General features: G+C 61.9%; 19 protein-coding genes and 1 tRNA gene. 7 read left to right on the top strand and 13 right to left on the bottom strand.

The features are described 5' to 3' along the window. Positions 1 to 11: 11 nt before the first annotated feature. Positions 12 to 413: a VOC family protein gene (locus tag IU367_RS16555; RefSeq protein WP_241279922.1), complete on the top strand. Its 402-nt coding sequence runs from the start codon at positions 12 to 14 to the stop codon at positions 411 to 413. 76 nt (positions 414 to 489) lie between these two features. On the opposite strand, the gene IU367_RS16550 is transcribed toward IU367_RS16555, so the two are convergent. From IU367_RS16550 to IU367_RS16535, 4 genes are all read right to left on the bottom strand, one after another. Continuing rightward, positions 490 to 1,968 carry a carboxypeptidase M32 gene (locus IU367_RS16550; RefSeq protein WP_274452480.1) on the bottom strand — a complete coding sequence of 493 codons (1,479 nt, stop codon included), beginning with the start codon at positions 1,966 to 1,968 and terminating at the stop codon, positions 490 to 492. 131 nt (positions 1,969 to 2,099) lie between these two features. Then, positions 2,100 to 2,681: a DNA endonuclease SmrA gene (gene smrA, locus IU367_RS16545; RefSeq protein WP_043554716.1), complete on the bottom strand. Its 582-nt coding sequence runs from the start codon at positions 2,679 to 2,681 to the stop codon at positions 2,100 to 2,102. A 141-nt stretch (positions 2,682 to 2,822) separates the two neighbouring features. After that, positions 2,823 to 3,008: a DUF3149 domain-containing protein gene (locus IU367_RS16540; RefSeq protein WP_098984905.1), complete on the bottom strand. Its 186-nt coding sequence runs from the start codon at positions 3,006 to 3,008 to the stop codon at positions 2,823 to 2,825. Between the two features lie 133 nt (positions 3,009 to 3,141). Continuing rightward, positions 3,142 to 4,032: a TraB/GumN family protein gene (locus IU367_RS16535; RefSeq protein ID WP_274452479.1), complete on the bottom strand. Its 891-nt coding sequence runs from the start codon at positions 4,030 to 4,032 to the stop codon at positions 3,142 to 3,144. Between the two features lie 87 nt (positions 4,033 to 4,119). Here IU367_RS16535 and IU367_RS16530 point away from each other — a divergent pair, with 87 nt between their 5' ends. Then, on the top strand, positions 4,120 to 4,452 hold the full coding sequence (locus IU367_RS16530) for a DUF1904 family protein (protein ID WP_043135038.1): 333 nt from the start codon (positions 4,120 to 4,122) through the stop codon (positions 4,450 to 4,452). A gap of 90 nt (positions 4,453 to 4,542) precedes the next feature. Here the strand turns inward: IU367_RS16530 and IU367_RS16525 are convergent, their stop codons facing one another. From IU367_RS16525 to IU367_RS16495, 7 genes are all read right to left on the bottom strand, one after another. Beyond that, on the bottom strand, positions 4,543 to 5,373 hold the full coding sequence (locus IU367_RS16525) for an SDR family oxidoreductase (protein ID WP_274452478.1): 831 nt from the start codon (positions 5,371 to 5,373) through the stop codon (positions 4,543 to 4,545). A gap of 114 nt (positions 5,374 to 5,487) precedes the next feature. Then, the gene (locus tag IU367_RS16520) at positions 5,488 to 6,933 is read right to left on the bottom strand and encodes an OprD family outer membrane porin (protein ID WP_043554719.1); all 1,446 of its coding nucleotides are present in this window, start codon (positions 6,931 to 6,933) and stop codon (positions 5,488 to 5,490) included. 508 nt (positions 6,934 to 7,441) lie between these two features. Continuing rightward, positions 7,442 to 9,379 carry a methyl-accepting chemotaxis protein gene (locus tag IU367_RS16515; protein ID WP_274452477.1) on the bottom strand — a complete coding sequence of 646 codons (1,938 nt, stop codon included), beginning with the start codon at positions 9,377 to 9,379 and terminating at the stop codon, positions 7,442 to 7,444. 95 nt (positions 9,380 to 9,474) lie between these two features. Further along, positions 9,475 to 10,377: a DMT family transporter gene (locus IU367_RS16510; RefSeq protein WP_274452476.1), complete on the bottom strand. Its 903-nt coding sequence runs from the start codon at positions 10,375 to 10,377 to the stop codon at positions 9,475 to 9,477. Between the two features lie 126 nt (positions 10,378 to 10,503). Next, positions 10,504 to 11,334, bottom strand: a complete 831-nt coding sequence (gene rhaD, locus IU367_RS16505; RefSeq protein ID WP_205619597.1) for a rhamnulose-1-phosphate aldolase — start codon at positions 11,332 to 11,334, stop codon at positions 10,504 to 10,506. Positions 11,335 to 11,551: 217 nt separating this feature from the next. Next, the gene (locus IU367_RS16500; RefSeq protein ID WP_274452475.1) at positions 11,552 to 12,703 is read right to left on the bottom strand and encodes an iron-containing alcohol dehydrogenase; all 1,152 of its coding nucleotides are present in this window, start codon (positions 12,701 to 12,703) and stop codon (positions 11,552 to 11,554) included. 108 nt (positions 12,704 to 12,811) lie between these two features. Beyond that, positions 12,812 to 13,642, bottom strand: a complete 831-nt coding sequence (locus tag IU367_RS16495; RefSeq protein ID WP_274452474.1) for a helix-turn-helix domain-containing protein — start codon at positions 13,640 to 13,642, stop codon at positions 12,812 to 12,814. Positions 13,643 to 13,937: 295 nt separating this feature from the next. Here IU367_RS16495 and rhaB point away from each other — a divergent pair, with 295 nt between their 5' ends. The 4 genes from rhaB to rhaM all read left to right on the top strand — a co-directional run bounded on the left by rhaB (position 13,938) and on the right by rhaM (position 18,166). Continuing rightward, positions 13,938 to 15,422: a rhamnulokinase gene (gene rhaB, locus IU367_RS16490; RefSeq protein ID WP_274452473.1), complete on the top strand. Its 1,485-nt coding sequence runs from the start codon at positions 13,938 to 13,940 to the stop codon at positions 15,420 to 15,422. After that, a complete protein-coding gene (locus IU367_RS16485) occupies positions 15,419 to 16,678 on the top strand; it encodes an L-rhamnose isomerase (protein ID WP_274452472.1) in 1,260 nt (419 codons plus the stop codon). The genes rhaB and IU367_RS16485 overlap by 4 nt, the downstream gene beginning before the upstream one ends. Positions 16,679 to 16,811: 133 nt before the next feature. Then, a complete protein-coding gene (rhaT, locus tag IU367_RS16480) occupies positions 16,812 to 17,840 on the top strand; it encodes an L-rhamnose/proton symporter RhaT (RefSeq protein ID WP_043135025.1) in 1,029 nt (342 codons plus the stop codon). An 11-nt stretch (positions 17,841 to 17,851) separates the two neighbouring features. Continuing rightward, complete coding sequence (gene rhaM / locus IU367_RS16475; RefSeq protein ID WP_098984891.1) at positions 17,852 to 18,166, top strand: L-rhamnose mutarotase; 315 nt, start codon at positions 17,852 to 17,854, stop codon at positions 18,164 to 18,166. Between the two features lie 74 nt (positions 18,167 to 18,240). Here the strand turns inward: rhaM and IU367_RS16470 are convergent. Further along, positions 18,241 to 18,317: transfer RNA gene (locus tag IU367_RS16470), tRNA-Arg, on the bottom strand. A 50-nt stretch (positions 18,318 to 18,367) separates the two neighbouring features. Beyond that, the gene (locus IU367_RS16465; RefSeq protein ID WP_274452470.1) at positions 18,368 to 19,522 is read right to left on the bottom strand and encodes a flagellar assembly protein FlgT; all 1,155 of its coding nucleotides are present in this window, start codon (positions 19,520 to 19,522) and stop codon (positions 18,368 to 18,370) included. A gap of 194 nt (positions 19,523 to 19,716) precedes the next feature. Here IU367_RS16465 and IU367_RS16460 point away from each other — a divergent pair, with 194 nt between their 5' ends. Further along, positions 19,717 to 20,337 carry a FlgO family outer membrane protein gene (locus IU367_RS16460; RefSeq protein ID WP_043139910.1) on the top strand — a complete coding sequence of 207 codons (621 nt, stop codon included), beginning with the start codon at positions 19,717 to 19,719 and terminating at the stop codon, positions 20,335 to 20,337. Positions 20,338 to 20,339: the final 2 nt, after the last annotated feature.

Raw genomic sequence — 20,339 nt, 5'->3', positions numbered from 1 at the left:
AGGATAGCACCATGCCAGGACCCGCCCGCGCCGGCGCCCTGATCTACGCCAGGGATCTCGGCCTGCTGACCCACTTCTACCGCACCCTGCTGCAGATGGACATTCGCAGTCAGGATGACGCTTTTGTCGTGATGGAGAACGACGATATCCAGCTGCTGATCCATGCCATCCCCGAGTCGATTGCCTGCGATATTGATATCCAGGTGCCACCGCAGCTGCGCGAACAGGGGGCGATAAAATTGTTCTTTACCGTACCAAGCCTCGCCTGGGCCGAGGCCAGGGCGGCCGATCTCGGTGGCGGCCTGTTGCCGCAGCAGTGGCCGGGGCCTGGCTTCGTGCTGCGCAATGCGTTTGATCCGGAAGGCAATATCCTGCAATTGCGCGAGTTTTTGAGTGCCCCGGATCCCCTCTGAATCCGGTTGTTTGCCAATGAAAAACGGGGCAGTCAAGCTGCCCCGTTCCCCTCTTCACTCGCTGGCGCAGCAGCTGTTATTTCAGGTAGCGCTGCTCCAGATGCTGGCGCAGCCAGCGCGGGTTCAGCGCCTCGCCGGTCGCGCGGCGAATGAGCTCGTCCGTGCTGTGCTGGCTGCCCTGTGACCAGATGTGGCGACCAAGCCACGCGAGTATCTCCGGCAGGCGGCCCGCCTCGATCACGCTGCTCATGTTGCCCAGTTCCCGCTCCAGCGCGAAGCGCAACTGCGCCGCATACATGGCGCCGAGCGTGTAGCTCGGGAAGTAGCCGAACGAGCCATCCGTCCAGTGAATGTCCTGCATGCAGCCGTTCTGGTAGTTGCCCTTGGTGGAGAGGCCGAGCCACTGCTGCATCTTGGCATCCCACAGTTCGGGCAGATCGGCCACCTCGATGTGCCCTTCGATGAGGTCGCGCTCCAGCTCGTAGCGCAGGATCACGTGCGCCGGGTATGTCACCTCGTCCGCCTCTACGCGGATAAAGCCGGGCTCGACCCGGTTGTAGAGCTTCGCCAGGTTCGCCGGCGCAAACGCCGCCTGCTCGCCAAAGTGTGCGCGGATGCGCGGCACCAGCAGCGCCAGGAAGGCGGGATCGTGGCCGAGCTGCATTTCGCAGAACAGGCTCTGGCTCTCGTGAATGCCCATGGAGCGCGCCTCGCCCACCGGCTGGCTCATCAGCTGGCGCGGCAGCCCTTGTTCGTAGCGCGCGTGACCCGTCTCGTGCACGATTCCCATCAGGCTGGAGACGAACTCCCGCTCGTTGTAGCGCGTGGTGATGCGCACGTCGGTCGGCACGCCGCCGCAGAACGGATGGCTGCTCACATCGAGCCGGCCGTGGGCGAAATCAAAGCCGAGCACGCCCATCACCTCCTGGCCGAGCGCCTGCTGGCTCGCGATGGGGAAGGGCCCCTGCGGGATCAAGATGGCGTCATGCTTCTGCTGTTTACTCACCTGCTGTATGAGGGACGGCAGCCAGCCGGTGAGATCGCCGAAGATCTGATCGAGCCGCGCACTCGTCATGCCGGGTTCGTACAGCGCCAGCATGGCGTCGTAGGGGCGTACACCGAGGGCCTCGGCGCGAAGGCGCGCCACTTCCCGCGACAGCGTCACCACGTCCTTGAGATTCGGGGCGAAGCCTGCCCAGTCGTTGTTTTTGCGCTGGCCGCGCCAGGCGTGCTCGCACTTGCTGCCGGCCAGCGACAGCGCCTCGACCAGATCGCTTGGCAGCAGGCTCGCATCCTGCCAGTGGCGCTTTATCTCGGCGAGGTTCGCGTGCTGGATCTCATCCAGTGGTTCGCTCTCGGCCTTGGCGATCCAGTCGCCGAGCTCGGGGGCGGTACGCTTTTGATGGATCAGCACGCCGAGTTCGGCCATGGCCTCGGCACGTGCCTCGTTGCCGCCCTCCGGCATCATGGCTGCCCGATCCCAGCCGCAGATGGCGCTGAGGTGGGAGAGCCGGTGCAGCTGTTGCTGATGTTGTTCAAGTTTTTGATATGACATGGGATTGTCCTTGTTATCGTCCCTGATGGTATGCCCCGTACCTGGCATGATCGGGGCCGATCGATGCTAACACTGCCCTCGTGCGTTTTACCACCCTGGCCTGGGATGACTGACCAGATGACAGGCGCTGGCTAGCCGAGCCGCTTCTGGTGTCGCTCGCGGTTCTCCGCCTTCTTGCGTTCGCTTTTTCGCAGCAACACATAGAGGGCGCCACTGCCGCCGTGGCGGCGCTCGGCGCTGTGCATGGCCATCACGGCCGGCAGTTGCGGCAACCAGGTGCTGACATGGCTTTTCAGCTGGGCGCGCGGTGTGCTGCGCTCCCCCTTGCCGTGCAGGATCAGCAGGCAGCGGATGTCCCGCACCTCGCAATCTGCAATGAACTGCACCAGGCTCTGGCGCGCCTCGTTGAGCGTCTTCTGGTGCAAGTCCAGGCTCGCCTGCAGCTCGTATTTGCCGAGCCGCAGCTTCTTGTAGACCCCCTCCTGCACACCGTCGCGCTTGAAGCCGACGATGGCGTGGGGATCGAGCAGCTCGACCGCCTCCATGCTGAGGTGATCCAGGGTCAGTTGCTCGGCGGTCGCGGCCTGGCGACGGGCCAGTTGCGCCTCGGTCGGGGCGGATGTGCCCGTGAGGGAGAGGGTGTTGTCGCTGCGAATGGGCCGCACGTCGGCCACTTCCTGCAGAAACAGTGAGAGTTCGTCGTCATGAGACACGGCAGGCTCCCCGCATTGGAATGAGCGGGCATTATAGCGGGGGAGTCGGGGTCAGAAAATGGGGGTAGCCAGTCAGACGGCCCTGTCAGTCGGGCCGGGCAGGCGACAACAGGCGATCGGGGGATCGCCTGACGAGATGTGTTACTGCTCCTCTTTCGGCGGCTTGGCGTTCATCACCTTGTAGATGAAATAGGCCGCGTAGGAACTGATCAGCAGGAAGGTACCGATAATCACCAACATGGACATGAGCCCCACGCTGTTGCCGAACATCAGGTTCATCCAAAATTCCATCTCATGCACTCCTGTCATCCCATTGATGACAGGCATGATAGATACCTCTTTGGGAGTGACGAGATGATCTCGATCAAGTCCCGCGGTGGTTATTTAACCGGCAGCCGGATCTGTGAGCGGCCTCGCACTCGGCCAAGCCGCTGGGCAGATCAGGCGCACGGATGGGGCATCACTTGGCGGCCGTGCCTGGGCCAGGCGTTGTGAGCGGTGTGATGCGCCACCCCTGCTGCTCCAGCAGGGCGATCAACCCCTGGTCGCCATAAAGGTGCAGAGCGCCTACCACGATAAAGCTCTCGTTCGGCAGGGTCGGCCACTTCTTCAGCCAGTTGCGGTTGCGCTCCGCCAGCAGGGTCTGCTCCAGCCAGGCTTGCAGCTTGGGCGGCGCCATCTCGGCTTTGAGCAGGTTGACCAGGGCGGCCTGATCCCCCTCCTGCCACGCCTTCATCACGTCGCGAAAGCCGGTTTCAAGCTGGGGCAGCTCATCCAGGGTGCTCTCCATCATCAGGGTCTGGTTGTCACCGACGCTGGCGAGGTAGCCGAGCTGTTCGAGCAGGGTCTCGAAGCCGATGATGGGCTTGCCGCTCTCGGTGGCGCGCTTGGCGAAGTGTTGATCCACCCCGAGCGCGCTGCTGAAACCGGTACGTTCCAGCGCCGCCTGGGTCAGGGTGATGGCCGCAAACCAGGGGCGCAGCGGGGAGAGCATGTTTTCGGTCAGGCCATTCTGGCCGGCGGCTATGATAGTGCGCCGATACAGATCGAGCGGCACGTGATCCTTGAGGGTCTTGCCATCCACCAGCCGGGTGATGGCGCCCATCTCCTGCCACTGCGTCTGGCTGATGTGGGTCAGGTCGGCCTCCATCACCAGGGCGCGGCTCTGTTGCCAGGCGCGCTCGACGGGATCGGGCAGCGGATAGAGCGAGGGTTTGCCCGCATGAATGGAGCCCAGCAGCCAGTGCTGCTGGTCACCCTTGCTCACCCGATAGAAGGCGGGGTCGGCAAAGGCGGTCAGCGGCAGCAGCAGGCAGAGCAGGAAGGAAATCAGCGTGCGATGAAATCTCATGAGGCACCTTATGTTGGCGGGATGGCTTCTCTTCATAACAATAAGCCCTATGATAAGTCCTCATTCGTCACAGCCAAGAGGTTTCCCATGCCCCATCTTCGTTTTCGGGCCGTCTCCGTCGATACCCTGCAGCAGATAAGTACGCCCCTGCTGGCGGATCTGTGCGCCCTGACCGGCGGCAAACCGGAGTTCGTCACCATGGAGTGCATAGACAGCCACTGGGTACGCGGCGGGGTGATCGAAGCCGGTTTTCCGTTCGTGGAGCTGGTCTGGTTCGAACGACCGCAGGAGCTGCAAGACGCCGCCGCGGCGCTCATTACCCGCCATCTGAAGGCGGCGCTGGGGGAGCAGACCTATGTGGTGGTGCAAGTGCTGCCCATCGTCAAAAGCCACTACTACAGCGACGGTCAGCACTATTGAGGCGAGGGTACACAGGGTTGATGCGTCGGGTTACGCCGTTACGCGGCCAACCCGACCCGGGTTGCTGGATGCCCATAGCCTCCAACGGGATCAGGCCGACTTGGCCAGGATCCTGTCGAGCCAGCGGCTTGGCAGCAGGCGGCGCAATACCGCAAACAGCCGGGTCGGAAAGGTGACAGGGTAGCGATGCTTTGGCCGCTTGCTCTGCAGCGCATGCAGCAGCGGCGGTATGCAGGCTTCGCTTGGCAGCGTGAAACCGCTGGTGGCCCCCTCTTTTTCCAGCCGGGTCAGGGTCTGGCGATAGGCGCCCTGATGGCGGCTCTGGGCCGGATCTATATGGCGCACGAAGGCGGCGCGGGCATTGGCGCGAAAGCGGGTATCGATGGGGCCCGGCTCGATCAGGCTGATGTGCACGCCGCTGCCGTCGAGTTCCAGGCGCAGTGTGTCTGTATAGCCTTCCAGCGCAAACTTGCTGGCGTTGTAGGCGCCGCGATACTTCATGGCCACCAGCCCCAGCACAGAGCTGTTCTGCACTATCCGTCCCTCTCCAGCCGCCAGCATGGCCGGCAGTATCTGGCGGATCAGGTGGTGCCAGCCAAACAGGTTGGTGTCGAACTGGGCACGCAGTGCCTCCGTGGGCAAGTCCTCCAGCGCGCCGGGCTGGCCATAGGCACCGTTGTTGAACAGGCCATAGAGACGGCCCCCCGCCAGGGCCAGCGCCTCTGCCGCCCCCCGCTCTATGCTGGCGGTGTCAGCGAGATCCAGTTGAACCGCCAGCAGACCCTGCTGTTGCAACTGTGCCACATCGTCGGCCTTGCGGGCGGAGGCGATCACGCTGAAGCCGTGAACCCCGAGCGCCTTGGCGGCGGCGAGGCCGATGCCGCTGGAGCAGCCGGTGATGAGCACGAAGGGGTAGGGCATAAAGGTCATCCTTGTTGGCGACCAGAGCCTGGCCGAAGCGGGCATGGTAGCCCGAGCGCGACAAAAAAGAAAACCGGGCCATGTGGCCCGGTTTGCTGAGGTTCTACCACCTGCTTACAGTATGGTGAACGGCATTATGATGTGGAACTTGACGTCATGCTCGGAGGCGAAGATGTTCGGGTATTCGGTCCAACCGCCGCCCTGGCTGATGTCGTTGTTGTAATCCGTGTAGTGCAGTTTGAACAGGGTGCCTTTCAGCTTGCCATCCTGCACCGTGTACATGACGTCGAAGTTGGCTGCCCATTCGGTATCTTCACCGTTGGTGGCCTTGGTGCCGTCGCCTTTCTGGATATCCCAGCCGTAGGCGCCGGAGACACCGACGGACCAGCCTGGTGCACCCACCAGATCATCCAGGGAACGGGTCACGCCGAAGAACAGCGCTTTCTCGTTGTTCGCGTTCCAGTCGGAGCGGGAATCCCACCAGATTTCGTTCGCGCCCTGAGAGTTGCCGTAGCCACGGGTCAGACGGGGCAGGTAGTTGCCTTCATTACCCTCGGCCTTGGTCCACAGACCTTCCAGACGGAAGCCGTACGGGCCTGTGCCCCAGGCGGCGGTCAGCGCTTGTTGCCATGCCATGCCGTCATAAGTCTCGATGTCGGCACCACCCTTCTGATAGGTGTCGGTTTCGGAACCGTAGAACTGATAGCTGGTGGAGAGGCCGTTCAGCACGTCGAATTTATGGGCCAGCTTGAAGTGGTAGCTGTCCATGTATTTTTCGGAGTTACCGTAGGAGCCGGTGATGGCGGTGCCATTTTCGAAGGTATAACGTGCGGCTACACCCTGGATGTAGTCGATGACGTTTTCATCGGCGAACGGATCCATCCATGCCTTGGCGCGGGAGAACTTCTGGGTTTCCTTGTACCAGGGGGACTTGTACTCGTCGGCGATGGCGTAGGTCAGGTAGAGGCCACCGAAGTTACCCTCGATCTGGCCACCACGGTAGGTACCCGGCTGATAGGACCAGTTCACACCGATCACGCCCGGTACGTAAAGCTGGGTCAGACCGCCCTTGGCGGTGATGGCACCGTCCAGTGCTTTCAGTTTCAGTGAGGCGTTGGCCAGGCTGAAGCCACCTTCGGGGGAGCCATCCTTGTAGTTTTCGCCCCACTTGTTGCCGGCGAAGGAGAATTCGTTCTCCTGGTTGACCGCATGGTTCTCGGTCACGGCCAGGTCATAGGCACCGAAGCCACCCACGTCGATACCGACGATGTCCCAGGCATAACCCGAGTTGAAGTTAAGGGAGGCCTGGGTAGTGGCATGGCTCAGGTTGGACTGGTATTTGCCTTCTTTCTTGGCGGCAGTCGGGTCGCCATCGATACGCTGACGATCACGCTGGAAGTAGAAGAGGCCACCGTTGAGTTTGCCTTCTTCATAGAATTTGCTGGCGGCGGCAGCATAGGCAGGACCGGCTTCGTCGGCAGCGAATGCCATACCGGGGGCGACCAAGGCGGCAACAACGGCTGCGCTCAATGCGGCACGCTTGAAGATCACTTTTTCCATTTTGTATTGCTCCTGATTTTATGGACTTAGCTTTTTTGTCCGGCAGTCAGGCGATGGCCCGCCGCTCGGTATTGGCATTGCAATCAAAACCCCGTAGGGCAAAAAATTTCTGGTAGCTCGTCTGCGGCCGCGACGTCTTGGCACATCTGCGGTGGGCAGTTCTGTTCATCACATCATTTTATTTTTTGTGTTCCGATTCTTGGCTATCGGACAATTCCAAGAGTACGTTCGCGGTGCGAAATATCAATGAAAAGTTCCCACCAAGTTTCAAAAATATGACCGAGTGCAAATAATCATGGATCTTGTTGTGGACACTCCCAGCCCGCTCATATCGGCGCTGATAGCGTTTTCAGGTGAAATTGACCAGCGACGCGGGCGGATCTCTCACAAGGGGCATAACTTTTTTCGTTAACCTGTATGCAACAGATAATTTTGTGGCACAAAAAAAGATATGCCCCCGCGTTGGGGGCGGGGGCAGGGGACTCGGAAGGGGAGCTGGACGGGAGATTCAGGCCTGATGGCCGAGGATGCGCGGGATCTGGCTGGCCTGGTGATGGATGTGCTCCGACACCTGCACCGAGAGGCGGCTGCCCTGGTGGGCGTGCTGGCTGATGCGCGCGATGAGATCGGCGAAGCTGGCCAGCTTGTGTTCCTGGCTCTTGGCGTTGTCGGCCCCCTGCAGCGCTATGACGGCTGTGCTGCGCGCCATCTCCCGCACCGCCTGGGTGGTCTGGCGCAACTGCTCCGCCTGCTGGCGCTGGGCGGCAGCCTCCGAGGTGATCCGCGCCAGCACGGTGCCGAGCAGATCTCCTGCCTGGGTGAGCCGCATCAGGATCTCGGTGATCTGGCCAAGGGATCGCTGGGTGTCGGCGGAGAGGTGGCGCACCTCGTCGGCCACCACCGCAAACCCGCGCCCCTGCTCCCCCGCCCGGGCCGCTTCTATGGCCGCATTGAGCGCCAGCAGGTTGGTCTGTTGGGCTATGTGACCTATCACGTCGACGATGGCGGTGACATCGTCCACCGAACGCTTGAGCTGGGTCAGGGCGCCACTGCTCTCGTCGATGGCAAGCCCGGTCTGGGCCGTGGCCTGCAACATGCCCCCCACCAGCTGCTCGCTCTGGCTCATGGAGTGCTCGTTGTGCTGGGCGTGCTGTGCTATCTCGGCGGCCACCTGATGCACCTCGCCGGCCAGCTGGTTCAGCTCGTTCATCATCAGATCCCCCTCGTCCACCGCCTGTTCCGTGGTGCGCGTGCTGTGGTGGATCTCTTCGACCTGATTGACCATGCCCTGCAGGCTCAGTGAGACCGCCGACAGCTGCCCCTCCTTCTGCTGTTGATCCTGTTGCAGGCGCATGATGAGGCGGTTGTAACTGGCGACTATGTCGCCGAGCTCGTTGCGCTCGCGCCCCTGGGGCAGGGTCTCGGCCTGACCCGTTTCGTCGAGTTGCAGGAAGGCGGCGCGCAGGCGCAGCAGCGGCGTGACCAGCCAGCGGCGCTGCACCAGGGCAAACAGCAGCGCGACCAGCACCAGACAGAGCGCCAGGCTGCCGAGTATGGCAGCCAGCCGCTGGTTGACCGCCTGCCGCCCGGCGGCAAGCTCGGCCCCCATCTGGCCGGTGGCCTGCAGCATCTGGCTGATGTCCTGCTGCACCGCCTGGCGGGCAGTCTGCTGCTGTTGCAGCGCCTTGCGGCTGTTTTCCAGCTCTTGCGGGTAGCGCGTGAGCAGGGAGAGCAGTTCGGCTTTGGGCAGATCGCCCAGCTCCTTGCGCTCTGGCTCACCCAGGGTGAACTCGTCGGCAGGCGGCGCAGCAAACAGGCCGAGCAGCGGCAGGGCGGCCAGTTGCTGCGCCTGCTTTTGCATGGCAGCCAGCTCGAACGTCAGTCCCTCCAGCAGCTTGGGGCTGGCCTGTTCCATGTAGTTCTGGCGCAGGTGGCCGAGTCCGGGCAGGGCCGCCAGTATGTCGGCGGCGCCCTGGCGGTATCGATCCGCGCTGGCCGGATCTGCGCCCGTCGCCCCCTGCTGGCCATAACGCAGCAGCGCCCTGGCCTGGGCGGTCAGCTCGTTTTCGGCGTTTTGCAGCAGCCACTGGCTGTTGCCGGAGAGCTTGCCCGCCGCCAGATAGTCGCCGTCGATGCGAGTACCCATCCGTTCGAGCAGGGCGCGCAGCGGGGCGGTCAGCGCAGCATCCTGCTGCGCCAGCTGGGCGAGCGCCTGCTTGCGTAGCGCCTGGGCCTCAGTCAGGCGCAGGGGATCGCCGCTGGCGAGGTAGTCGCGCAGGGTGCCCTGCAGTGTGCCGGTCAGCCGCTGCTGCAGCCGTTCATGTTGATGCTGGGCCTGTTCGGCCCGGTTCAACTGCTGCCAGCCATGAAACAGGGCGCCGGCTTGCACGGCGGCGACCAGCAGCAGTACCAGGGAGGAGAGGGAGGCGTAATGGGCTATTTTCACGTCAGGATTCCTGCTTGAGCCACGGGAATGGAAGTCGGCGTGAGCTTAAGCAGGAGAGATGGCGTTTTTATGACAGCCGCTGCATGACGGTGAGGTCATGACAACGAAGGCGCGGCGGGCTCCTTCTGCTTGCCGGCGGCAGGCGACTTGCCCAGCATGCCGAGCAGAGCGCCTCCCATGATGAAGGCCCCGGCCAGCAGGTGACGGGGCGTCAGCTGTTCGCCATTGAGCAGCACCAGCAACAGGGTGCTCAGCAGCGGGGTCAGGTAGGCCAGCGCCCCGATGCGACGGGGATCTCCGTCTCGCAGCGCCAGATACCAGGTGACGAAGGCCGCCCCCATGGGCCCGAGCGCCAGCCCCAGGATCAGCCACCAGTCGCCGGCGGGGATCTGTTCGAGGGGCCGCGGCCCTTCCAGCCAGAGTGCCAGCAGCAGTGCCAGCAATCCGGCGGGCAGGCAGGCCGCCGCCGTCACCACTGCCGGGGCGGGGGGAAGCCGGCGGGAGAGCACAGAGTAGGCGCCCCAGATGATGGCGGCGCCGAGCGCCAGCAGGTAGCCGGGCAGATAGGCCTGTTGCAACTGCAACTCGCCGTTGACCATCACCAGCACGGAACCCGCCAGCCCGAGCGCGCCGGCCAGCAGGTGGCGGGCATGGAGCGGATGACCCGGCAGCAGCAGGGGGGTGAACAGTATGATGCACAGGGGCCAGAGGTAATTGATGAGGTTCGCCTCCAGCACGGGGGCGTGGCGAAAGCTCATGAACAGCAGCAGATGGTAGAACAGCAGCGCCGCCACAGTGACCAGCCAGGTGATGGGGCGAGCCCGCCACTGGCGCCAGAACGGCAGGGCACCGGCGCCGCAGAAGAAGAGCACCAGCCCTACCAGCACCAGAGGTGACACGCTGGTGATCCGGGAGGTGAGCGCCGCCAGCGAGGCCCACAGCAAGATGGTCAGCAGCGCAAAACCGGTGGACCTGTCCCACCAGGAAGAAGCAGACATCCAACACTCCTTTGTAAGATGAATAAAAAGAGGGCCAGTCTAGCAGACCGGCCCTCCCTGAGGTGCAGTGGTTTTTAGCGCGGCATCGCCATAAGCCCCGCTGGCAGGGCCTATACCGGCCGCTTGCTACAGACCGAAGGTTTCCTGCAGCGCCTGCATGTCCTGTGGGCTGACCCCTTCCGGCTCGAAACCGCTGGCGAGACACATCAGGTGCAGCTTGGCCCCCTTGTTCGCCACATCGACGAAGTCAAAGGCCATCAGTGCATCCGTCCCTGTGGCCACGGCACCATGTTTTTCCCAGATGGCCACATCGTGCTGGCGCAGGGCTGCCGTGGTGCCATCCGCCATGGTCTGGCTGCCGGGCATGCAGTAGGGCACCACACCTATGCCGCGTGGCACGAAGGCCCGCACCTCGGGCAACATCTTCCAGCAGGCGTGGGTGTAAGCGGCGCTGTCGCGGGCATAACGGGGATGGTGAGAGAGCGCAATCAGCTCGAGCGGATGTGTGTGTACCACGCAGCGATCGGCTGCGCCCCGGCGCTGCTTGTCCATGACGATTTCTACGTGGGAGATGAATTCGCTGGTGGGCTGGTAGTCGTGCAAGCCACGGCCTCCCCACAGGATATGGTAACCCCGGGCCTCGTCATCGATCCGCAGGACGCAGCCCGCGAGCTCCGGGCTGCGCAGCTCGCGTATGCGTTCCCCCGTGCCCTTGACGAAGAAGACATGACCGGCGCTGTCGGCCGGGAAGGCGCCTTCCCCCCCTACCATGGACAGGGGGCAGTGGGGATATTGGCTCAGGTCGGCGGGTGCCTGCCCAAAGATGTCGGTGAGATCGACGGAAATGTTGCCGCCGTTGCGCTCGGCCCACTCTCGTTGCCACAAATAGGCGGATACCTCGACGACCTTCTCGATTTCAGCCCGCACGGCTGCGTTGAATTCAATCTGCTGCATCATTCCCTCTACCTTGCGTTGAAGAGCCATTGTGAGTGGGGCCACTGTAACCAGTGGCGCGGCGTTGAGCCTCAACGGGGGCGCCAAGCCAGGAGTGGAGTTGGCCGGATTTTCAAGAAGTGCACAAAGGGGCGGAGGGCTGGATGCCAATGGGTGTATGCAGGCTGTTGAAAACAGAGAGGCCGCCCGGGGGCGGCCGCTTGTCGTGCTGGGTTCGGGGTCAGAACGCGGCTTGATAGAGGGCCAGCAGCTCTGCCTTGCTGGCCACCCGGGGGGCACAGCCGGAACAGGGATCGGCGGCGGCGGCATCGACCCAGCCGGCGAGATCCCCAGGCTGTATACCGAGTTCATGCAGGCCCCCGGGAATACCCACCCGGGCGGAGAGTGCGCGAATGGCCTGGATGGCGGCAGCGGCGGCACCAGCCTTGCTCATGGCACTGGTATCCACCCCCATGGCGGCGGCTATGTCGGCGAAGCGATCCTCCCTGACGGCCAGATTGAACTCGCAGACCACCGGCAGCAGGATGGCGTTGCACACGCCGTGCGGCAGGTTGTGGGTGGCGCCGGGCTGATGAGCGAGAGAGTGCACATAGCCAAGCCCTGCGCTGTTGAACGCCATGCCGGCCAGGAACTGGCCGTGGGCCATCATCTCGCGAGCGATCAGATCCTGACCGTTCGCCACCGCTTGCGGCAGATATTCGGCAATTACCCGGATGGCGGCGAGGGCCGAGTGATCGGTCAGCACATGGGCACCGATGGAGACATAAGCCTCGATGGCATGGGTCAGGGCATCCATGCCGGTGGCGGCGGTAACGGCCGGGGGCAGTCCCACCATCAGGGTGGGATCGTTGACTGCCACTGTCGGTATCAGTGCCGGGTCTATGATGACCATTTTGACCTTGCGCCGGGTGTCGGTGATCACCGCATTGCTGGTCACTTCGGCGGCCGTGCCCGAGGTGGTGCTGATGCAGGCCATGAAGGGGCCCGTGTGAACGACCTTGCCGATGCCTTCGAAGTCATGGATCTGTTTGCCCGGGTTGGCAACCAGGGCGCGCACCGCCTTGGCGGTATCCATGGCGCTGCCACCGCCAAAGCCGATGAGAGCATCGCATTGCCCGGCCTGCCAGTTTGCCAGCGCCGCACTGACCACCCGATCGGTCGGGTTGGGCTCTACGCCGTCATAAACCTGGGGGGTGAAGCCATGATCACGCAGTGCGCCGAGCAGGCCGTCCAGCAGACCAAGCGAAATCAGGGCTCGCTCGGTCACGATCAGCGGACGACGGGCGGGCTGGTTGCACATCAATTGCACCAGATCGTGGATGGCTCCACTGCCGGACAGGCTGATCTGGGGTAGACACAATGCAAAGGCCATCAGATATCCCTCTTCGTTGGATGAAATTAAGGGGATATTAAGCTTGTTGTGGCGGACGGCCTTTAACCTTTGGCCAGCGAGGGAAATATAGTGGCCAAGAATTGAAGTTTATTTATAACGTTTTCTGTATTGCAGTGGCGTCAGCTCAAAGGCATGGTGAAATTTGCTCGAGAAATAATTGCCATCATTGAATCCACTCTCAAAGGCAATATCGGTAACCGATTTATTGGTATGGCTGAGCAACCAGGATGCATGGCAAAGTCGCACTCGTCCGAGATAATTGTTGGGGGTCAAGCCAGTATGTTCCTGTATTTTTCGGTTCAGGGTGCGTAGCGGAATGGAAAAACGTTCAGACAGTTCGCTCCAGTCGATCTCTTCCTGATAGTTTTCATCGAGATAATTAATGAGGGCCAACAGCCTTTCCTGATCTCCTTCCCCCTTGCCGCCCGCTTCCCCTCCTTGCTGACGGGTACGCCAGAGCAGCACGGCCAACTGGGAAAACAGTGCTTCGATCATCACCGGAGAACAGGCATCTCGCCGGCTGTTTTCTGCCGCTATCTGGTTCAGCAGCAGCTCGCTCTGCGGTTGCAGGGAAGGGGGCAGTCGCAGTCCGCCACTGGCCGGATGGCAGCTGGTTTGCAGCAGGGTTTGCAACTCGTCTGCGAAGTGGAATCCCTCCGGCCTGAACAGCACGTTGGTCAGGCAGAGATCCTTCATCTGATCGAACATGTGGGCATCGTCTTCGCGCAGGTAGAAGACACTGCCGCGGCGGATATGCACGGCGCTGCCGTCCGTGATGTGGATGGCACAGCCAGATTTGATCAGCACGAGTTCATGAAACGAATGACAGTGCTCCGGAAAGGGTTCCTGCGGAGCGCGTGGCAATACGCTGATGACCTTGTTGTGGTCAAAAAAATCGGTCTGCTGCAGGCGAAACATGGTCGATCTCTTCATGAGGTGATGAGCAGTGAATATGCGCAGGCGCCGGCTCCGGTCAATCAAATAGCACGGGTTTCGTGAGGGTTTTCACAGTTACCTCGCATTTATTTATCAACAAGTCTCGATTGCTTCCTTTTGCGCGGTGGCGTTATTTGACCTCACTCACACAATTGTCATTCAGTTTCTATTTCTCGATTTTTATGCCAGCTGAGCATATTTATTTGGCCACAACAGAAAGGTTGCCAACCATCAGGGAACCTAGAGTGACGACATCGAAATTTATGGAGTCGGTTCGATGTCAGTCAATATTGCGGCAGTGGATTTAGGCGCCTCCAGCGGGCGGGTAATATGGGCCAGTTATGATCCGGTCAATGACAATATCACCATGCAGGAGATGCATCGCTTTACCAATGGCATGGTGCATAGCAATGGGCATGATTGCTGGGAACCGGAACGGCTCTTTTCCAATATCTTGCTCGGGCTGGAAAAAATTGATGCCGCGGGCATTGCGCTCGATGCGGTGGGTATCGACTCCTGGGGGGTCGATTTTGTACTGCTGGATGCGGCGGGCCAGATGCTCGGTGACGCTGTGGCTTATCGCGATGCCCGTACCGACGGCGTGCCGGAGCGGGTCTGGCAGCAGTTGTCCCGCGATGAGATCTATCGTCGCAGCGGTATCCAGTTCCTCAAGTTCAACAGCCTCTATCAGATCCGGGCCCTGCTCGATGAAAAACCGGCCTGGTTGGACAAGGTCACCCGTCTGCTGCTGATCCCCGATTACCTGCACTATCGGCTGACCGGCCAGTTCAGCTGTGAATTTACCAATGCCTCCACCAGTCAGCTGGTGAATGCCCGCAGCAGGGATTGGGATCCCGAACTGGTCGGGTTGATCGGCGAAGGGGGCAAGTGGCTGCAGCCGATCGCCGCCCCCGGCACCCGGCTGGGTCACTGGATCAGCCCCTCCGGCCGTCAGGTCAGCGTCATCCTGCCTGCCACCCACGATACCGGCTCGGCCATAGTCGCCACCCCGTTGAGCGGACGCGGCGCTGCCTATATCAGCTCGGGCACCTGGTCGCTGGTCGGGGTCGAGCGCAAGGCTCCGCTGACCGATGCTGCCGCCCTGGCTGCCAACCTCACCAATGAAGGGGGAGTGGAGGGAACCTGGCGTCTGCTCAAGAACGTCATGGGGTTGTGGCTGGTGCAGGGGCTGCAGGCGCAGTGGCCGCAGCTGGGCTTCGCAGAGTTGGTGGCGCAGGCGGAACAGGCCGAGCCCTTTGCTTACCTCATTCACCCCAACGACGAACGTTTTCTCAATCCCGCCTGCATGCGCAGCGCCATCCAGCATTTCTGTCAGGAGACGGGACAGGGCACGCCGCAGAACTCGGGCGAGCTGGTGCGCTGCGTGCTGGACAGCCTGGCGCTGTGCTACGACCAGGTGCTCAGGGAGCTGGAGAGCGTCACCGACGAGCCCATCACCAGGTTGCATATCGTAGGCGGCGGCTCCCAGAACCGGTTGCTCAACCAGCTTTGCGCCGACATCTGCCAATGCACAGTGCTCACCGGGCCTGTGGAGGCCTCGGCGCTCGGTAACATCGGCTGGCAGCTCAAGGGGCTGGGCCTTTTACAGGATCTGGCGGACGTGCGCCGCCTGATCCGCCACAACACCCGCATCGACACCCTGCATCCGCATGAGGTCCCGCAGCTGGACCATTACCGGACGCGCTTTGCCGCGCTCTGCGCGCACACCCATTCAGACACGTTAATCGAGGAAGTTGTATGAACCCGAATATTGAAACCGCCTTTGCCCTGGCCAAACAGCAATATGCCGCCCTCGGCGTCGATGTGGATCAGGCGTTGACTACCCTGGCCACCATTCCCGTCTCCATGCACTGCTGGCAAGGGGACGATGTCGGTGGCTTCGAAGCGGATGCTGGCGCCCTGACCGGCGGCATTCAGGCGACCGGCAACTATCCGGGCAAGGCGCGCGATGCCATCGAGCTGCGTCGCGACCTGGATCTGGCGATGTCACTGATCCCGGGGGCCAAGCGGCTCAACCTGCACGCCATCTATCTGGAGGCGGAGGGCCCGGTTGCGCGGGACAAGATTGAACCCAAGCACTTCGCCAACTGGGTGAGCTGGGCCAAGGAGAGAGGCGTGGGTCTGGACTTCAACCCCAGCTGTTTCTCCCATCCGCTGAGCGCCGATGGCATGACGCTGTCACATCCGGATCCCGAAATCCGCCGCTTCTGGATCGATCACTGCAAGGCGAGCCGTCGTATCTCGGCCTCCTTTGGTCAGGCGCTGGGTACGCCGTCCGTGATGAATATCTGGATCCCGGACGGCATGAAGGATCTGCCCGCCGACCGGCTCGGGCCGCGTCAACGGCTGATGGCGGCACTGGATGAGGTGCTGGCCGAGCGGATCGACGAGGCGCACCACATAGATGCCGTGGAGAGCAAGTTGTTCGGCATAGGCGCCGAGTCCTACACGGTCGGGTCGAACGAGTTCTACCTGGGTTATGCCAGCTCCCGTGACATAGCCCTGTGTCTGGATGCCGGCCATTTTCACCCCACCGAGGTCATCAGCGACAAGATCAGCGCGGCCTCCCTGTTTGTCCGGCACCTGCTGCTGCACGTCAGCCGCCCGGTGCGCTGGGACAGCGACCACGTGGTGCTGCTGGATGACGAAACCCAGGCCATCGCCAATGAAATCATCCGCAATGAGTTGCTGGCGCGGGTGCATATCGGCCTCGACTTCTTCGATGCCTCCATCAACCGCATCGCGGCCTGGGTTATCGGTACCCGCAACATGAAGAAGGCGCTGTTGCGTGCTCTGCTCGAGCCCATTGAGATGCTGCGTCAGGCCGAATGCAAGGGGGATTATTCGACCCGGCTGGCCCTGATGGAGGAGACCCGCAGCCTGCCGTGGCAAGCCGTCTGGGACTACGCCTGCGCCCGTGAAGGGGTAGCGGTGGGCGTCGACTGGCTCGATGCCGTCAAGGAGTACGAGGTGCAGGAGCTGCTCACTCGTCGCTGAGTTCACCCTCTGCTGACGCCCGCCATGTGTGGCGGGCGTCAGAAAAACAACAAAAACAGCGCGGTTGTCATCAAGGACGCTTCCCTCCATCGGGAAGCAAAAACACAATCAAACCTCAAGCAAGGAACATCTCATGTCTGCAATCGTATCGGGAATCGGTTGGCATCTGGTTGGCGCCGCCTCGGCGGCCTCCTTCTATGCGCCCCTCAGCAAGGTCCGGCGCTGGTCGTGGGAAACCACCTGGGCCTTCGCCGGCCTGTTTTCATGGATCCTGTTGCCCTGGCTGGTCACCTCCACGCTGATCGATGACTTCGGCGCCTTCTACAGCGTGGTGGACAGCAAGGCATTCTGGGGCATGTTTCTGTTTGGTGCCATGTGGGGGATAGGCAATGTCAACTATGGCTTGACCATGCGCTATCTGGGCATGTCTCTGGGCATAGGGATCGCCATCGGCGTGACCCTGGTGGTGGGCACCCTGATGCCACCCATATTGCGTGGAGAATTTGGTCAGCTGCTCACCACGGCCAGTGGCCAAATCACCCTGCTTGGTGTCTTTGTCGCATTGATCGGCATAGGCATAGTCACCTGGGCTGGGCATCAGAAAGAGATTGCTCTGGGCACGACTACCCGGGAGTTCAACCTGAAGAAGGGGCTGCTGCTGGCGGTGATGTGCGGCATCTTCTCCTCGGGATTTGCCTTCGGTCTGGAAGCCGCTGCCCCCATCCGGCAGGCATCGCTGGCGCTTGGCATCAACCCGCTCTACGCCGTGTTGCCGAGCTACGGCATCATCATGGGCGGTGGGGCCATCGTCAACATGGCCTACTGCTTCATCCGGCTGGCAACGCGCCCCGAACTGTCACTGCGCAATGATCTGGCCCAGCCAGCGCGGAGTTTGCTGCTCAATGGCTTGCTGGCCGCGGCCGGTGGCATCATGTGGTATCTGCAGTTCTTCTTTTATGCCTGGGGCGAAGCCAGCATCCCCGAACACCTCTCCTTCGTGAACTGGATGCTGCACATGAGCGGTTATGTGTTGTGTGGCGGTATCGTGGGGCTGTTGATGGCGGAATGGAAAGGGGTCGGCACTCGTCCGGTACGGATCCTCTGCATCGGCATGCTGGTGATAGTTGGTGCCGCCAATCTGGTCGGCATGGGCATGGCATAAGGAGCGACAAGATGATCCGCAAGGCGTTCCTGATGTCGGTGCACCCGGGCTGCGAGGTGGAATACCGTCGCCGTCACGATGAACTCTGGCCCGAGCTGGCCGCAACCCTGAAGGCGCACGGGGCCAGCAACTACAGCATCTTTCTCCACCCGGAGAGCTGTCAGCTGTTTGGTTACGTCGAGATTGAAGATGAGGGGCGCTGGCGCGAGGTGGCCAGCACGGCCATCTGCCAGCAGTGGTGGGCTTATATGCAAGAGATAATGCCATCGCACCCCGACAACAGCCCGATCAGCATGGAGCTCTCCTCTCTCTTCCATCTGGCCTGATAGCGGAATGTGTCATCCGGCCCAAAAACGACCAAGGGGCTGGCACCATTATGATGCCAACCCCTTGTTTTATATGGTGCTCCCGACTGGAGTCGAACCAGTGGCCTGTCCCTTAGGAGGGGACCGCTCTATCCTACTGAGCTACGGGAGCCTTGTGGCGGGCATTATACAAGAAGCCGCTCCCTTTTAAACCCTTGATTCTTATTCCAATACTGCCAAATCCCCGATCTGGATGTTAAACGGCGAATATTTGTTCTGAGTGCTGATGATGGCGCCGTCCTCGAATACCTGTACCACTTCGAACAGGCCGTCGGCCGGGTTGCGCATCATGCGTGACTTGCCATAGGGGTCGATGAAGTCGGCGCTGTGCTGGATGCGGAACTGATCCCCCAGCCTGACGCCGTTGCGCCGGCCCAGATTGATGTGGGGGCCGCGTTCGTTCTGGCCTATCACCCGGGCGGTGACCGGGGCACAGTTGAGCTGGGCCACCAGATCCTGCACCGCCTCCTGCAACTGATAGTTCACCTCCTGGCCATAGCTGGACTGCCAGAACTGGCCGCTGCTGCTGCCTATCTGATCCCGCTTGCCGAAGGTCCAGTTGGCGCGGCCCTGATACTCCTTGCGGCTGAGCAGGCTGCCGTTGATGCCGTCGAACAGGTAGAGCTGCATGCGAAAGTTGCGGATGGGGTCTTCGTACCAGCTGGTCAGCTGGTTGCCCTGCGGCTCGATGGAGAGGTCATCTATGCTGCCGAGCACCAGATACTGGCTGTCGGTGCGCAGGCTGAGGGCCTTGATCTCCTCGAGGGCGCTGCGATCCCCCTGTTGCAGGTGGAGCGGGTCTATGCGCAGGTTTTCGTCCAGCCACTGGCGCACGGCCACCCCTTGCGGCGCGTTGGCCAGGGTCTCGAACATGCGACGGGACAGGTTGGCGGGCATGTCGTCGAGGGCGCCGTAGCTCGCCTGATCCGGGTAGCGCAGCCGCAGCCTGACCAGCGTCAAATCCTTGGCGTAATGCTGGGTCTGGCAGATCTGGCGTTCGGCCTGGATATCGGCCTGTACCGTGATGTACATGCGGCCGTTGCGCACCTCTTCCCGCTTGAGCCGGTACTGGCGGATGTCGCCGCCGGAGCGGATCTGGATCTGCTCGGAGCGCAGGCTGCCGTTCTCCAGACGCTGGATGCTGGAGACGGCGGCGCCGCTCGCCAGCAGGGCCTGGCGCAGGGCGTCGCGGGTCGCCTGTTCACGGGCATAGACCTCGTCGCCCCCCAGGATGGCGGCACTGCCCTGGGCTTCGATAAGCTCTGCCTGGACCGACAGGCTGGCCAGCAGCAGGGTTAACAGCAGCGGTAATTTCATGACAAACACCTTGAATATGCGGGTCGGCACTTTCACCCCTGTCGAAGTGATGGCACCGGCCGATACAGACCACAGAAATGTGCCGGTTGCACAGCACACCGCAAATAATTAGCAAGATCCATGCCTCATTCCCGACTCAAGCTTTGGCCAGCCGAACCGATAACGAATCAGGTGCAGATACAGGAAAGGTATCCATGAACAAACTCTTTACGGCGTTGGCCCTCGCGCTGGCTCTGACCAGCTGTGGTTCCGACCCCATCAACCGGGAACAGGGTGATCCTCGCCAGGCCGCTGCTGGCATGGAGCTCAACTGGTTGGTGGCGCGCATGACCGATCAGCTGATGGAGCGCAAGTCGCTCACCACCCTGACCGAGCCCATCGCCGTCTCCTCCTTCGTCGATCTCGATACCCTGCAGGACACCAACTGGATGGGGCAGCAGATCGAGGAGAGCTTTATCTACGAGCTGAACCGGCGCGGGGAAGTGGTGGTGGATTTCAAGATGACCGGCAGCATCAAGGTGACCCCGCAGGGTGACTTCGTGATGAGCCGCAACTACCGGGATCTCTCCCCCCGGTTGCCCATCTCCCGCATCCTGACCGGCACCTTCAGCCGCAATGGCAAGGGGATCCTGGTCAATGCCCGCATCATAGATCTGCGGACCAAGATGGTGGAGACCACAGCCCAGAGCCTGATCCCGCAACAATACCTGTTCGGCGCCAACAACTCGTTTGGCCGGGCATCCATCAATCGCGGTTACCTGATGCGCGACAGCCAGGCTCGTCCCGGCGGCCATCTGGTCAATCTGACCCCCTGACA

Origin of the sequence: Aeromonas bestiarum, from assembly GCF_028751155.1 — a bacterium.
Classification (GTDB): domain Bacteria; phylum Pseudomonadota; class Gammaproteobacteria; order Enterobacterales; family Aeromonadaceae; genus Aeromonas; species Aeromonas bestiarum.
The sequence above is the reverse complement of the archived record's forward strand: the minus strand, read 5'-3'. Positions and strand labels throughout refer to the sequence as shown.